Source organism: Streptomyces sp. NPDC048255 (assembly GCF_040652415.1).
GTDB lineage: Bacteria > Actinomycetota > Actinomycetes > Streptomycetales > Streptomycetaceae > Streptomyces.
The window spans coordinates 131728-146744 of the sequence record NZ_JBEZMA010000012.1; the positions used below are offsets into that span (position 1 = coordinate 131728).

The 15017-nt window shown below is 72.5% G+C and carries 11 protein-coding genes; 7 read left to right on the forward strand and 4 right to left on the reverse strand.

The genetic code is table 11. The annotated features are described in order from the left end of the window. Positions 1 to 2 precede the first annotated feature (2 nt). Positions 3 to 2729, forward strand: coding sequence for an ATP-dependent helicase C-terminal domain-containing protein (locus AB0D94_RS13250; protein ID WP_362050275.1), 2727 nt, complete (start codon positions 3 to 5; stop codon positions 2727 to 2729). Here AB0D94_RS13250 and AB0D94_RS13255 read toward each other — a convergent pair. Continuing rightward, the gene (locus AB0D94_RS13255; RefSeq protein ID WP_362050278.1) at positions 2719 to 3693 is read right to left on the reverse strand and encodes a DUF3068 domain-containing protein; all 975 of its coding nucleotides are present in this window, start codon (positions 3691 to 3693) and stop codon (positions 2719 to 2721) included. The genes AB0D94_RS13250 and AB0D94_RS13255 overlap by 11 nt on opposite strands. A 14-nt stretch (positions 3694 to 3707) precedes the next feature. Then, positions 3708 to 3848 carry an SPW_0924 family protein gene (locus tag AB0D94_RS13260; protein ID WP_362050281.1) on the reverse strand — a complete coding sequence of 47 codons (141 nt, stop codon included), beginning with the start codon at positions 3846 to 3848 and terminating at the stop codon, positions 3708 to 3710. 165 nt (positions 3849 to 4013) lie between these two features. On the opposite strand from AB0D94_RS13260, the gene AB0D94_RS13265 reads away from it, so the two are divergent. Next, positions 4014 to 4409, forward strand: a complete 396-nt coding sequence (locus AB0D94_RS13265; RefSeq protein WP_362050284.1) for a DUF6234 family protein — start codon at positions 4014 to 4016, stop codon at positions 4407 to 4409. Positions 4410 to 4422: 13 nt separating this feature from the next. On the opposite strand, the gene AB0D94_RS13270 is transcribed toward AB0D94_RS13265, so the two are convergent. Beyond that, a complete protein-coding gene (locus AB0D94_RS13270; protein ID WP_362050287.1) occupies positions 4423 to 5745 on the reverse strand; it encodes a lytic transglycosylase domain-containing protein in 1323 nt (440 codons plus the stop codon). Between the two features lie 205 nt (positions 5746 to 5950). On the opposite strand from AB0D94_RS13270, the gene AB0D94_RS13275 reads away from it, so the two are divergent. Beyond that, the gene (locus tag AB0D94_RS13275) at positions 5951 to 6835 is read left to right on the forward strand and encodes a DUF4184 family protein (protein WP_362050290.1); all 885 of its coding nucleotides are present in this window, start codon (positions 5951 to 5953) and stop codon (positions 6833 to 6835) included. Positions 6836 to 6877: 42 nt separating this feature from the next. On the opposite strand, the gene polA is transcribed toward AB0D94_RS13275, so the two are convergent. Beyond that, positions 6878 to 9601, reverse strand: coding sequence for a DNA polymerase I (gene polA, locus AB0D94_RS13280; protein ID WP_362050293.1), 2724 nt, complete (start codon positions 9599 to 9601; stop codon positions 6878 to 6880). Positions 9602 to 9705: 104 nt separating this feature from the next. Here polA and AB0D94_RS13285 point away from each other — a divergent pair, with 104 nt between their 5' ends. The 4 genes from AB0D94_RS13285 to AB0D94_RS13300 all read left to right on the forward strand — a co-directional run bounded on the left by AB0D94_RS13285 (position 9706) and on the right by AB0D94_RS13300 (position 14925). Beyond that, a complete protein-coding gene (locus tag AB0D94_RS13285; RefSeq protein ID WP_362050296.1) occupies positions 9706 to 11976 on the forward strand; it encodes an FdhF/YdeP family oxidoreductase in 2271 nt (756 codons plus the stop codon). 54 nt (positions 11977 to 12030) lie between these two features. Then, positions 12031 to 12507: a hotdog fold thioesterase gene (locus AB0D94_RS13290; protein WP_362050299.1), complete on the forward strand. Its 477-nt coding sequence runs from the start codon at positions 12031 to 12033 to the stop codon at positions 12505 to 12507. A 39-nt stretch (positions 12508 to 12546) separates the two neighbouring features. Beyond that, entirely contained in the window at positions 12547 to 13053 is a 507-nt protein-coding gene (locus tag AB0D94_RS13295; protein ID WP_362050302.1) for a hypothetical protein, read from the forward strand. 642 nt (positions 13054 to 13695) lie between these two features. Then, entirely contained in the window at positions 13696 to 14925 is a 1230-nt protein-coding gene (locus tag AB0D94_RS13300; RefSeq protein WP_362050305.1) for a branched-chain amino acid ABC transporter substrate-binding protein, read from the forward strand. Positions 14926 to 15017 lie beyond the last annotated feature (92 nt).

The window sequence follows — 15017 nt, forward strand, 5'->3', positions numbered from 1 at the left end:
CCTTGATCCGCCGGTCCGCCCTCGACGCCCTTCCCGTACGGGAGGCCGTGCCCGCGCTCGTCTCCGCGCTCGACGGCCACGGCACCGCCGTGCTCTGCGCCCCGCCCGGCACCGGCAAGACCACCCTGGTGCCGCTGGTCCTGGCCGGACTGGTCGGCGGCGGACCGCGGCGCCGGGTGATCGTCGCCGAGCCCCGGCGGATCGCCGCCCGGGCGGCCGCGCGGCGGATGGCTTGGCTGCTGGGCGAGCAGGTCGGCGCGTCGGTGGGCTTCAGCGTGCGCGGGGAGCGGGTCGTGGGCGCCGGGACGCTGGTGGAGGTCGTCACCACCGGAGTGCTGCTCCAGCGGCTCCAGCGCGACCAGGAGCTCTCCGGCACCGACCTGGTCGTCCTGGACGAATGCCACGAGCGGCACCTGGACGCCGACACCGTCGCCGCCTTCCTGCTGGACGTACGGGAGGCCCTGCGGCCCGAGCTGCGCCTCGTCGCGGCCTCGGCGACGACCGACGCGGCCGGCTGGTCCCGGCTGCTCGGCGGCGCGCCCGTGGTGGAGGCCGCGGGGGTCTCGTACCCGGTGGAGACCGTCTGGGCTCCCCCGGCCCGGCCGGTGCGGCCCCCGCACGGCATGCGGGTGGACCCCGCGCAGCTGACGCACGTGGCCTCGGTGGTGCGGCGGGCCCTCGCGGAGCGCGAGGGCGACGTCCTGTGCTTCCTGCCCGGCGTCGGTGAGATCGCCCGGGTCGCCGGGCAGCTCGGCGGCGTGGACGCGGAGGTGCTCCAGATCCACGGCCGGGCCCCGGCGGCCGTGCAGGACGCGGCGCTGACCGCGGCGGCGCACCGCCGCGTGATCCTCTCCACCGCCGTGGCCGAGTCCAGCCTGACCGTGCCCGGCGTACGCGTGGTCGTGGACTCGGGTCTGGCCCGCGAACCCCGGGTGGACCACGCCCGGGGGCTGGGCGCGCTGGCGACCGTACGGGCGTCCCGCGCGGCCGGGCGCCAGCGGGCGGGACGGGCCGGGCGTGAGGCGCCGGGTGCGGTGTACCGCTGCTGGGCCGAGGCGGAGGACGGCCGGCTCCCCTCCTTCCCGGCGCCGGAGATCCGCATCGCGGACCTGGCGCAGTTCGCGCTGCAGGCGGCGTGCTGGGGCGACCCGGACGCGGCCGGGCTGGCGCTGCTGGACCCGCCGCCGGCCGGGGCGATGGCCGCGGCGCGGGAGGTGCTGGTGGCGGTGGGCGCGGTGGACGCGGCCGGGCGGCCGACCCCGCGCGGGCTGCGGATGGCCCGGGTGGGGCTGCACCCGCGGCTGGCGCGGGCCCTGCTGGACGGTTCCGCCGCGCTCGGCGCCCGGCGGGCTGCGGAAGTGGTGGCCCTGCTCAGCGAGGAGCCGCCGCGGGAGTACGGGGACGACCTGGCCGCGGCCTGGCGTTCCGCCCGGCGGGGGGCGGACCCCTACGGCGTGCGCTGGCGTGCCGAGGTGCGGCGGCTGGAGCGGGCTGTCGGGGACCCTGCGGGGCTCTCCCCCACCCCGCCCCTTCCCGAAACCGGGGGCTCCGCCCCCAGCCCCCCGTCCCGGGGCTCCGCCCCGGACCCCTCGGGGGCTCCGCCCCCGAACCCCCGTGCCTCAAACGCCGGCGGGGCTGAATTTGCCCTGCGGGCAAACCAGCCCCGCCAAGCGGACGGCAGCAGCCGAAATCCAGCCCCGCCGGCGTTTGAGGCACGGGGTGCGGGGCGGAGCCCCGGCAGCGGTGCCGCACCCGATGACCTTGCCGCCGGGCTCGTCGCAGCCCTCGCGTTCCCGGAGCGGGTGGCCAAGGCCAAGGGGCAGGGGGCCTTCCTCATGGCCTCCGGGACCGGGGCCGAGCTCGGTGAGGGGTCCGGGCTGCGCCACGCACCCTGGCTGGCCGTGGCCGTCGCCGACAGGCCCCCGCACTCCGCCTCCGCCCGCGTCCGGCTGGCCGCCGTCATCGACGAGGACACCGCCCTGGCCGCGGCCGCCCATCTCCGGAGCGACGGCGAAGAGGTGCACTGGGAGGACGGGGACCTCGTCGCCCGCGCAGCGCAGCGGCTCGGGGCGATCGAGCTCGCCGCGCGACCGCTGCGCACCCCCGACCCGGCCCTCGTCCGGGCCGCCCTCCTCGACGGGCTGCGCACCGAGGGCCTCGGCCTGCTGCGCTGGACCCAGGACGCGGTAGGGCTTCGGGCCCGGCTGGCCTTCCTGCACCGGACGCTCGGCGGCGCCTGGCCGGACGTAGAGGATGACTGCGCCCTGCTGGAACGCGCCGACGAATGGCTGGAGCCCGAGCTGTCCCGGGCCCGGCGCCGCGCGGACCTCGGCCGCATCGACGCCGGGCAGGCCCTGAACCGGCTGCTCCCCTGGGCCACCGGTGAGGCCGCCCGGCTGGACGAGCTGGCGCCCGAACGGATCGAGGTGCCCAGCGGTTCCCGGATCCGGGTGGACTACTCCGCCGGGCAGCCGGTGCTCGCCGTGAAGCTCCAGGAGATGTTCGGGCTGGCCGAGACCCCGGAGGTCGCGGGGGTACCCGTACTCGTCCACCTGCTGTCGCCCGCCGGCCGCCCCGCGGCGGTCACCGCCGACCTCGCCTCCTTCTGGCAGGGCGGCTACCGGGCCGTCCGCGCCGAGCTGCGCGGCCGCTACCCCAAGCACCCCTGGCCGGAGGACCCGGCCACCGCCGAGCCCACCCGGCACACCAACGCCCGGCTCAGGCGCTGACCCCTTCCTCCCGCACCCGCCGGCCGCGGGCCTCCAGCCACAGCGCCAGCCCGAGGAACAGCAGCCCGCCCGCCGCCAGGCCGATCGGGGCGTAGGTGTGCAGCGCGAGGACCTTCGTACGGTTCGAGGCGACCAGGTCGAGGGTGTACTTCGCGTAGTCCTCGCGCATCTTGACGTGACCGGCGAAGGCGGTGAGCTTCCCGTCGGGGCCGCCCGCCGCGATGCCGCCGCGCATCTCCTGCTGGATCACCTGCTCGGCGTTGACGGGCGCGCCCGTCACCGGGTCGACCCAGAACATCGCCTTGACCGTGTACCAGAGGCTGGTGCCGGTGGTCTGCTCGATCGTCGCCGGGTCGATGCCCTCGATCGGCATCTTCTTCGGCATGGCGACCTTGGTCCACGGGACGGTCTGCTCGAAGTAGTAGACCTCCATCCCCCGGTACGTGCGCGGGCCCACGTAGTGGATCGGCGAGGAGGTGCGGGTCTGGGCGTCGAAGTAGAGGTAGTCGCGCGGCTCGGTGAAGAACGGCCACTTGAACTCGATGCCCTCGCGTTTGACCGGGTCACCGTCGACCATCTCGCCGGTGGCGTGCACCGGGTCCTGGGTGTGCGCGTCGAAGATGTACCGCTCGGGTATCTGGGAGACCATCTTCCCGTCCGGCCCGATGATGTACGACAGCGTGTCCCAGACGACCACGTCCTTGCCGGCGTCGGCCTCGATCTCCTTCGACGCCTCCACGTTGCCCTTGAGGGTCTGGACGATCGTGACCTTGTCCACCTTCTTGGGCTTCATGCCGTCGTTGTAGTCGATGAGGGTGGCGTCCTTCGCCTCCAGGACCATCTCCTGGTACTGGTTCGGCGGGATCTTCGCGAGCCGCGGGTACGCGTACCAGCGCAGCAGCGGCGCGAGGGCCGCGCAGAACACGGCGAGGGCCAGCAGGACAAGGCTCGCTCTGCGTCGCATGGCCGGGCCCTCCTCTACATTCCGGGCGCGGCGGGCGCGGTGGTGAGCAGCGGCTTGGGAGAGGTCTTGCCTTCGGGCGCCCCGAGCGCCGTGACGGCGAGGACGAGGAGCACCGCGAGGACGAGCCCGCTGGCGGCGGCGATGAGTGCGCGCATGCCGGGCCTCCGGAATCTGATAGGGCGTCAGGGCGGAGGCACCGTAGCAACGCCGGGGCGAGATGAGAACCGTCTGGGCCTGCGCGTTCACGGCTCGGGGCGCGGCTTCTCCTCTGAGTACCCGTACTCATGTCCCGGCGCCCGCCCCCGGGCAGGCTGACGCGCATGACCACTTCACCCGACGGAACCGGTCGGCACGGGGGCCTGGGTGCGGACGTCGCCGCGGCCGTCTTCCTGATCGTGCTCGAACTGCTCGGCCTCGCCGCGGTCTTCTTCGCCTGGGTGCTCGCCAGCCTGAGCCTCGCCACCGAGTGGTCCGACCCGCCTGCTCCGGTCTGGGGCTTCCTCGTGGCGGCCGGGGTGCTGGCGGCGCTGATGACCCGGGCCGGCCTGCGCGCCTCCCGGCGGAACGCGGGCGTCACCGCCACGACCCAGGCGATCATGGCGATGGGCACGGTGGTGCTGATCCTGGCCGGGGCCTACTACCAGCACCGGACGGACACGCCGCCCCCGCCGAGCCCGTGCCTGCAGTCGCCGTCCGCGCCTTGGTGCAACGGCTGACCGAGCCGCTCGGCTACGGAGTCCCGGTCGGGCTCGGGCTCGGGCTCGGCGAGGATGCCGGGCCCGGCTTGGCGGAGGCCGTGGGCGTGGGCCGGACGCTGGTGGAGGGGCTGGGCTTCGGGGCCGTGGGGGTGGAGCTCGGCGTCGGGGTGGGGGTAGGTGTCGGCGTGGGGGTCGGTGTAGGCGTCGGGGTGGGGGTCGGTGTAGGCGTGGGAGTCGGCGTCGGCGTCGGCGTCGGCGTCGGGGTGGGGGTTGGCGTAGGCGTCGGGGTGGGGGTCGGCGTAGGCGTGGGTGTAGGCGTCGGGGTGGGAGCCGGCGTAGGCGTAGGGCTCGGCTTCGGGGATGGCGTCGGGTTCGGCTCCGGCTTCGGGGATGGCGTCGGGTTCGGCTCCGGCTTCGGGTCCGGCTTCGGCTTCGGCGGGGTCACCGCGGGCACGCCCGTCCCCGCGCCCGCGCCACCGCCGTCCGGGACCTCGTGCGTGCCCTTGAGGTAGTACGTGAACCAGGACCGCACCGTGCGCAGGTAGGCGGTGGAGTGGTTGTACGAGAGCACGGCCCGGTCCAGGTCCGCGTCCAGCCGCAGGTCGCGGTTGCCCGCGCACAGGTACCGTCCGGCCGCGAGGGCGGCGTCGTACACGTTGTTCGGGTTGCGCCGGCCGTCGCCGTCCGCGTCCTGGCCCCACGCCGCCCACGTGGACGGGATGAACTGCATCGGCCCGACCGCCCGGTCGTAGCGGCCGTCGCCGTCGTACGCGCCGCCGTCCGTGTCCGGGATGTTCGCGAATCCGTTGCCGTCGAGCACGGGCCCGAGGATCGGCCGCAGCGTGGTCCCCGCCGCGTCCACCTGGCCGCCGCGCGCCTGCCCGGACTCCACCTTGCCGATCGCCGCGAGCAGTTGCCAGCGCAGCCCGCAGCCGGGGTCGTTCTCCCCCACCGTCAGCTCCGCCCGCCGGTACGCCGCGAGCACGCTCGCCGGTATCCCCTGCGCGCCCTCGCCGGCGCCGGTGACCACCTGTTCCGTCCGCGGCCCGGTCCCGGCCTCCGGCTGCTGCGCCGCGTCCGGCTCCGGCGCGGCCGCCGGCTGCCCGTCCCCCTCGGGCAGCAGTACGGCCGGGGGCTCGGGGCTGATCAGCGGCGGCAGTTCGGTGAAGTAGGCGGAGTCGCCTCCGGCCTCGGCCGCCGGGAGGGGCTCCGCGCCGCCCCCGGCCGCGGTCACCCGCTCGGTGCGTACGGCGGCCGGGCCCTGGGACGCGGTCACCGCGGCGACCACCAGTGCGGAGACCAGAGCCGCGGCGCCGCCCCGGCGCAGCCTGCGTCCGAATATTCGAGCCGACATGAGCCGGACCCCTCCCCCTCGACGTCCGCGTGACCCTATGTCAGCTCCCTGCACAGGGCACGCACCGTGACGGGGAATTCACCACATCCCCACGTCCCTGCGCAGGTCACGCATACTGTCCAGACCCTTCATGGGCATTGGCCCGAAGTAAGGATCCCGTGCCGCCGGCTGCGCCTGCGGACGTCGAACTCCGAGGAGAGGTGCCATGCCGTTCACCCTCAGCCATGCGGCCGCCGTCATTCCGGCCATCCGCCGGACCGGACGCGCGCGGGGGCCGCTCGTCGCCTCGGCCCTGGTCCTGGGGTCGTTCGCGCCGGACACCTTCTACTTCGCGGACGCGGTGGTCGGCGGGGTGATGGCCTACGGGACGTTCACGCACTCCCTCGTCGGAGTGCTCACCGCGGACGCGGCACTGACCGCCGCTCTCGTCGCCTGCTGGCTGCTGCTGCGCGAACCCCTGATCGCGCTCCTGCCGCGCGACTGGCGGGGCCGGGTGCACGCCTTCGTGCGCGGCGAGCACTGGCGGGGGCGCCGGATCCTGTCGCTGGCGCTCTGGTTCTACCTCTCGGCGGTGGCCGGCTCCCTCACGCACATCGTGTGGGACAGCTTCACGCACCTGGACCGCTGGGGGACGAAGGTCCTGCCGGCGCTCGGGGAGCCGATCGCCTTCGGCCTGCCCCTCTACTCGTACCTCCAGTACGGCAGTTCGGCGGTGGCGGCCTGCGTGCTGGTCTGGTTCACGGCGACCGCCCTGCGCCGTCTGCCGCGCACCCCGGCCCCCGCGTCCGTGCCGGTGCTGACCCGCGCGGAGGTCGTGGGTGCGCTCGCGCTGGTGGCGGTGTGCGTGGGGGCCGGGATCACCCTGCGGGTCGTCCGCTTCTTCACCTTCTTCGACCGGATCCGCACCCCGTTCGACATCATCCCGACCGTCTGCTTCGGCGCGGGCGGCGGCCTCGCCGTGGCGCTCCTGCTGTACGGGGGCCTCGTACGGCTGCGCCACCGCCCCGGCCGTCGCGACCGGGACCGCGACGGCAGCGACAGCGACAGCGACAGCGACCGGGATGCGCGAACGCCCGTCCCCACCAGGTAGCGGGGCCGGGCGTTCGCGGGCGGTCGCGGACCGGTACGCGGGTCAGTGCGCGGCGGACTCCCAGTCGGGGCCGACGCCCACCGACACGTCCAGCGCGGCCCTGAGGTCGACGGCGGCGCCCATCTCGCGGCGCACCAGCTCCTCCACCTTCTTCCGCTCGCCCGGGGCGATCTCCAGCACGATTTCGTCGTGGACCTGGAGCAGCATCCGCGACTTCAGCCCGGCCGCCGTGATCGCCCGGTCCACGCGCAGCATCGCGACCTTGACGATGTCGGCCGCCGTGCCCTGGATCGGGGCGTTCAGCGCCATCCGCTCGGCGGCCTCGCGGCGCTGGCGGTTGTCGCTGTTGAGGTCCGGCAGGTAGCGGCGGCGGCCGAAGACCGTCGCCGTGTACCCGGTGGCCCGGGCCTCGTCGACGACGCGCTGGAGGTAGTCCCGCACCCCGCCGAACCGCTCGAAGAAGGTCTCCATCAGGCCGCGCGCCTCGGCGGGCTCGATGTTCAGCTGCTGGGCCAGACCGAAGGCGGACAGCCCGTACGCGAGCCCGTACGACATGGCCTTGATCTTGCGGCGCATCTCGGCGTCGACCTGGGACCGCTCGACGCCGAACACCTGGGAGGCGACGGTGGTGTGCAGGTCCTCACCGGTCGCGAAGGCCTCGATGAGGCCCTCGTCCTCGGAGAGGTGCGCCATCACGCGCAGCTCGATCTGGCTGTAGTCGGCGGTCATCAGCGACTCGAAGCCCTCGCCGACGACGAAGCCGCGGCGGATGGCACGGCCCTCGTCGGTGCGCACCGGCACGTTCTGCAGGTTCGGGTCCGTGGAGGACAGCCGGCCCGTCGCGGCGACGGTCTGGCTGAAGCTGGTGTGCACCCGGCCGTCGGCGGCCACGGTCTTGACCAGGCCCTCCACGGTGACGCGCAGCTTGGCCTGCTCCCGGTGGCGCAGCATGATCACCGGAAGCTCGTGGTCGGTCTGCGTGGCCAGCCAGGCCAGTGCGTCCGCGTCCGTCGTGTACCCGGTCTTGGTCTTCTTCGTCTTCGGCAGGTCCAGCTCGCCGAAGAAGACCTCCTGGAGCTGCTTGGGCGAGCCGAGGTTGAACTCGTGGCCGACCGCCCCGTGCGCCTCCTTCACCGCCTGCTGCACGGCGCCCGCGAACTGCTGCTCCATGGCCTCCAGGTGATCGCGGTCGGCGGCGATGCCGGCCCGCTCCATCCGCGCCAGCAGCTCGGAGGTGGGCAGCTCCATGTCGTGGAGCAGCTCGACCGCGCCCACCTCGGCGAGCTTTCCGGTGAAGGCCTCACCGAGGTCCAGGACGGCGCGGGCCTGCGCCATCAGCGCCTCCGCCTCGGCCGTGTCGTCGGCCCCGAAGGCCAGCTGCCCGTCGGCGGCGGCCGGCGCCAGCTCCCGGTGCAGGTATTCGTTGGACAAGGCGTCCAGGGCGAAGGACCGGCGGCCCGGCTTGACCAGGTACGCGGCGAGCGCGGTGTCCATGGTGACGCCCGCGAGGGTCCAGCCGTGCTCCGGGAAGACCCGCATCAGGCCCTTGGCGTTGTGCACGACCTTCGGCTTCGCCGGGTCGGCGGCCCAGGCGGCGAAGGCCCGCTCGTCGGCCTCGTCCAGCCCCGACGGCTCGAACCAGGCGGCCGGACCCGCCGCGGCGGCCAGCGCGATCTCGCTGACGTTGCCCTGGCCCAGCGCCCAGCTGTCGACGGTGGACACACCCAGCGGTCCGCCCGCGTGCGCCTGGAGCCACGGCGCCAGCTCGCCCGCGCCCAGCACGGAGCCGTCCAGCTCCACGCCCGCCGCGACCGGAGCCGGGGCCTCGTCCTGGGCCGCGCCCGGGTCGACCGCCAGCAGCCGCTCGCGCAGCGAGGCGTTGCGGATCTCCAGTACGTCCAGCACCCCGGTCACGGCGGACCGGTCGTACGGGGTACGCGCCAGGTCGGCGGGCGTCTGGGACAGCTCGACGTCCTTGACCATCTCGGTCAGGACCCGGTTGAGCTTGACGGACTCCAGGTGGTCCCGGAAGTTCTGCCCCGCCTTGCCCTTGACCTCCTCGGCCCGCTCCACGAGCTCCTTGAACGAACCGAACTGGGTGATCCACTTGGCGGCGGTCTTCTCACCGACGCCCGGGATGCCCGGCAGGTTGTCGGACGGGTCGCCGCGCAGCGCCGCGAAGTCCGGGTACTGCTGGGGGGTGAGGCCGTACTTCTCCTCGACCTTCTCCGGCGTGAACCGGGTGAGCTCGGAGACGCCCTTCGTCGGGTAGAGCACGGTGGTGTGCTCGGACACCAGCTGGAAGGAGTCCCGGTCACCGGTGACGATCAGGACGTCGAAGCCGAGGGCCTCCGCCTGCGTCGCCAGCGTCGCGATCACGTCGTCCGCCTCGAAACCGTCCACCGCGAACCGCGGCACCCGCATCGCGTCGAGGAGCTCACCGATCAGCTCGACCTGCCCCTTGAACTCGTCGGGGGTCTTGGAACGGTTCGCCTTGTACTCGGGGAACTCGGTCGAGCGCCACGTCTTGCGGGACACGTCGAACGCCACCGCGAAATGCGTGGGCGCCTCGTCGCGCAGAGTGTTCGCCAGCATCGACGCGAAGCCGTAGATGGCGTTCGTCGGCTGGCCCGTCGCCGTCGTGAAATTCTCCGCGGGCAGCGCGAAGAACGCCCGGTACGCCAGGGAGTGCCCGTCCATGAGCATCAGGCGGGGGCGGTCCGCTGCGGTCGTCTGGTCGGTCTTCTTCGATGCTGAATCTGCCACGCCCCCGATCCTAGGGGGCCCCACCGACAAATCCGCCGTCGGCGATGTCTGCCGGGCGTGACAGGATCGGATGAGTACGAAAACACTGCTCGAAGGGGAGCGACATGGCCGCCAAGCCGCCCGCAGGTGACCCGGTACAGGACGCGCCGCAGGTCGCGCCCCCCAAGCACGCAGCCGCCGGGCTGCCCGCCATCGGGCACACGCTGAAGGTCGCCCAGCAGCAGATGGGCCTGGCCCGCACCGCCCGCACCCTGCTCAAGGTCAACCAGAAGAACGGCTTCGACTGCCCCGGCTGCGCCTGGCCCGAGGGCGACAAGCGGCACACCGCCGAATTCTGCGAGAACGGCGCCAAGGCCGTCGCGGAGGAGGCCACGCTGCGCCGGGTCACCCCCGAGTTCTTCGCCGCGCACCCCCTGGCCGACCTGGCCACGCGCTCCGGCTACTGGCTGGGGCAGCAGGGCCGGATCACCGAGCCGATGCTCCTGGCCGAGGGCGCCGACCGGTACGAGGCCATCAGCTGGGAACGGGCCTTCGCGATCATCGCCGAGGAGCTGACCGCCCTCGGCTCCCCCGACGAGGCCGTCTTCTACACCTCGGGCCGCACCAGCAACGAGGCCGCGTTCCTCTTCCAGCTCTTCGTCCGCGAGTTCGGCACCAACAACCTGCCCGACTGCTCCAACATGTGCCACGAGTCCTCGGGCTCCGCACTGAACGAGACCATCGGCATCGGCAAGGGCAGCGTCTCCCTCGAAGACCTCCACCAGGCCGAACTGATCATCGTCGCCGGACAGAACCCCGGCACCAACCACCCCCGCATGCTCTCCGCCCTGGAACAGGCCAAAGCCTCCGGCGCGAAGATCATCTCGGTGAACCCGCTGCCCGAAGCCGGCATGGAACGGTTCAAGAACCCCCAGACCCCCCTCGGCATGCTCAAGGGCACCGCCCTCAACGACCTGTTCCTCCAGATCCGCATCGGCGGCGACCAGGCCCTCTTCCGCCTCCTGAACAAGCTCGTCATCGAGGCCGGCGGCGCCACCGACGAGGAGTTCATCCGCGAACACACCCACGGCTACGAGGAGTTCGCGGCCGCCGCCAAGGAAGCCGACTGGGACGAGACCCTCACCGCCACCGGCCTGACCCGGCCCGAGATCGAACGCGCCCTGGCGATGATCCTCGCCTCCAAGCGCACCATCGTCTGCTGGGCCATGGGCCTCACCCAGCACAAGCACGCCGTCGCCACCATCCGCGAGGTCGTCAACCTCCTCCTGCTGCGCGGCGACATCGGCCGGCCCGGCGCCGGCGTCTGCCCGGTCCGCGGCCACTCCAACGTCCAGGGCGACCGCACCATGGGCATCTTCGAACGCCCCGCACCCGCCTTCCTCGACGCCCTCGACCGCGAATTCCACATCACCTCGCCACGCCACCACGGCTTCGACGTGGTCCGCTCCATCCAGGCCCTGCGCGACGGCGAGGCCAAGGTCTTCTTCGCCATGGGCGGCAACTTCGTCGGAGCCACTCCCGACACCGAGGTCACCGAGGCCGCGATCCGCCGCGCCTCCCTGACCGTGCACGTCTCCACCAAACTCAACCGCTCCCACGCCGTCACCGGCCGGCGCGCCCTGATCCTGCCCACCCTCGGCCGCACCGACAAGGACGTCCAGGCCACCGGCAAGCAGTTCGTGACCGTCGAGGACTCCATGGGCATGGTCCACGCCTCCCGCGGCAACCTCACCCCCGCCGGCCCCCGCCTGCTCTCCGAACCCGCCATCGTGGCCCGCATGGCCCGCGCCGTCCTCGGCACCGCCTCCAAGACCCCCTGGGAGGAGTTCGAGCGGGACTACGCCACCATCCGCGACCGGATCTCCCGCGTCGTCCCCGGCTTCGAGGACTTCAACGCCCGCGTCGCCCGCCCCGGCGGCTTCCAGCTCCCGCACGCCCCCCGCGACGAACGCCGCTTCCCCACCAGCACCGGCAAGGCCAACTTCACCGCCGCACCCGTGGAATACCCCAGGCTCCCCGCAGGACGGCTGCTCCTGCAGACCCTGCGCAGCCACGACCAGTACAACACCACCATCTACGGCCTCGACGACCGCTACCGGGGCATCACCGGCGGCCGCCGCGTCGTCATGGTCCACCCCGAGGACGCCGCCGAGCTCGGACTCGCCGACGGCTCCTACACCGACCTCGTCAGCGAGTGGAAGGACGGCGTGGAACGACGCGCCCCCGGCTTCCGCGTCGTGCACTACCCCACCGCCCGCGGCTGCGCCGCCGCCTACTACCCGGAGACCAACGTCCTGGTCCCCCTCGACTCCACCGCGGACACCAGCAACACCCCCGCGAGCAAGTCCGTCGTCGTGCGCTTCGAACCGGCCTGATAGAACGACCTCAGGACAAGATGGTTAACGAGCGTTGACGAACGGAGCCGACCCATGGGCCAGCACCACGCTGTGAAGTTCCCGCAGGAAGTCCTCGACGAGTACGCGGCCCTGGGCATCGACCTGCCCGCCCTGTTCTCCGCGGGCCGACTCGGCGAGCAGATGGACATCCGCATCCTGGAGGCCTCGGCCGACCGCGTCGTAGGCACCATGCCCGTCGAGGGCAACACCCAGCCCTACGGACTGCTCCACGGCGGCGCCTCCGCCGTACTCGCCGAAACCCTCGGCTCGGTCGGCTCCATGCTCCACGGCGGCATCACCAAGATCGCCGTCGGAGTCGACCTGAACTGCACCCACCACCGCGGCGCCCGCTCCGGCCTGGTCACCGGCGTCGCCACCCCCGTGCACCGCGGCCGCTCCACCGCCACCTACGAGATCGTGATCACCGACGAACAGGACCGCCGCGTCTGCACCGCCCGGCTGACCTGCCTCCTGCGCGACACCGAGCCGCAACACCCCGGCAACGCCTGACCGTTGTGACTTCCCCGGCGCCGGTCTAGCGTGCCCCGCATGGGTACGTCACCGGCGCCCCACAGCGCCCGCACAGCAGACGCAGCGACCCTCACGCCGCGGAGCACCCGCACAGCGCGCACGGCGGCCCTCGCGCGCCGGAGCGCCCCCACGCGCCGCCGCGCCCGCCTGGCCGGCGCGGCCGCCCTCGTCGCCGCCCTCACCCTCGGCTGCTCCCCGGACGGCACCCGGGCCACCGCCACCGCCCCGGCCACGCCCGCCCCGGCCACCACCTCCCCGCAGGACCTGTGCACCCGCCTGATCACCCACTGGAGCGGCGTCCTCCTCGACGCCGCGCCCGGCGAGGACCCCGTGGGCCGCGACTACCAGGCCATGGGACTCTCCGGCGGCCAGTACGACATCCTGCGCGCCGTCGTCGCCGCCGCCCGCACCGAGGAGCAGGCCAGGGGCCGCGACGCCGGACGCGACCTCGTGGCCCGCGAGGCGCGGCAGCGCTGCGACGAGCGCTACCGCAACGGGATCCCCACGGGAGGCCCCTGGACATGAGGACTGCTCACCGTCCGTGTCGGCGCACCCGTCCACTCCCTGGATCACCGCTCACCGGACAGACACCCCGAGCGGACACGGACGGTGACAAGACGGCAACGCACACGCTCCGTCGCCGTTACAGGAGCGGCACGTGGGACCGGGGAGGCGATTCGGGTCTACGAATGGGTGCATACGGCACGGAATTCAGGCCTCCTATTTCCGGGGGTAACTCTGCGCAATGACCATCGAAAAGAAGGCCGCGACTCCACCCTGGGTGACTGTTATACGGAGATCTCTTCAAGGCCCTGACCAGCGATTGTCCCGGAGATCGAGACGGGGGACCCCTTGGGGCGTCAGGACCAAAATCCCCCAGAGTCCTGGAGAGTCAGGACTCAAACCCGCCGACAGTCCTGCCACATCTCAGCATGCGGACAAGACGAACCGGCCGGAATTCCCCCGTTCCACCCCCGGAGATCCGCTATGTATTACGCCGTGGCATAACAAGAGAGTCACATCATTGGCCCGAGCCCTCCATATCGGCCTATCTGCCGCCTAGAGTCACGGCCAGTCACCGCGACCGCCGGATTCCTTTCAGTTCGGTTCCCCGCGTTACGACTCGGCGCGTCCCAGGGGGGACGCCGTGCCTGGAAAGGACTGATCGTGCGTCATCGTTCGCTCATTGCCGTGACGGCCGCGCTTGCCGCGGGTGCCCTCACTCTCACCGCCTGTGGATCGCGCGACGACAAGGGCGGGAACGACGCCGGCGGCGGCGACACCACGGTCGTCATCGGCGTCGACTCCCCGACGACCGGCGACCTGTCGGCCCTCGGCCTCGGTATCCGCAACTCCGTCGACCTGGCCGTCCGCCAGGCCAACGAGAAGAAGTACGTCAAGGGCATCACCTTCAAGCTCGAAGCCCTCGACGACCAGGCCCAGGCCTCGTCCGGCCAGCAGAACGCGACCAAGCTCGTCGCGAACAAGGACGTCCTCGGCGTCGTCGGCCCGCTGAACTCCTCGGTCTCCGAGTCCATGCAGAAGGTCTTCGACGACGCCAAGCTCGTCCAGATCTCCCCCGCCAACACCAGCCCCTCCCTCACCCAGGGCCCCAAGTGGGCCACCGGCGAGAAGGTGCGCACCTACAAGAGCTACTTCCGCACCGCCACCACGGACGCCATCCAGGGCCCCTTCGCGGCGCAGTACCTCTTCAACAAGGCCGGCAAGAAGAAGGTCTTCATCATCGATGACAAGAAGACCTACGGCGCAGGCCTCGCCGGCACCTTCAAGGGCGAGTTCACCAAGCTCGGCGGCCAGGTCGTCGGCGAAGGCCACATCGACCCGGAGAGCAAGGACTTCTCCGCCGTCGTGACCCAGGTCAAGAGCTCCGGCGCCGACGTCGTCTACTACGGCGGCGAATACCCCGCAGCCGGCCCGCTCAGCAAGCAGATCAAGGCCTCCGGGACCAACATCCCGCTCGCCGGCGGCGACGGCATCAAGGACAAGAAGTACGTCGAGCTCGCCGGTGAAGGCGCCCAGGGCGACTTCAGCACCTCCGTCGGCGCCCCGGTGGAGACCCTGCCCTCCGCGCAGGACTTCATCGCGAACTACAAGAAGGCCAACTTCAAGGACGACTTCTCCGCCTACGGCGGCTACTCGTACGACTCGGCCTGGGCCATCATCGAGGCCATCAAGACCGTCGTCGACGCCAACGGCGGCAAGCTCCCCACCGACGCCCGCGCCAAGGTCCTCGACGCCGTCCAGAAGGTCTCCTTCGACGGAGTCACCGGCAAGGTCTCCTTCGACGAGTTCGGCGACGCCACCAACAAGCAGCTGACCGTCTACAAGGTCGAGGGCGACGACTTCAAGACCGTCGAATCCGGCACCCTCAGCTGACCTCCCACCCGCTAGCCGGCCCCCCGGCCACCCGCTAGCACCCCACCCCTCTCTGCCGCGCGGGGCGCGCACACAAAGCGCCCCGCGCGGTG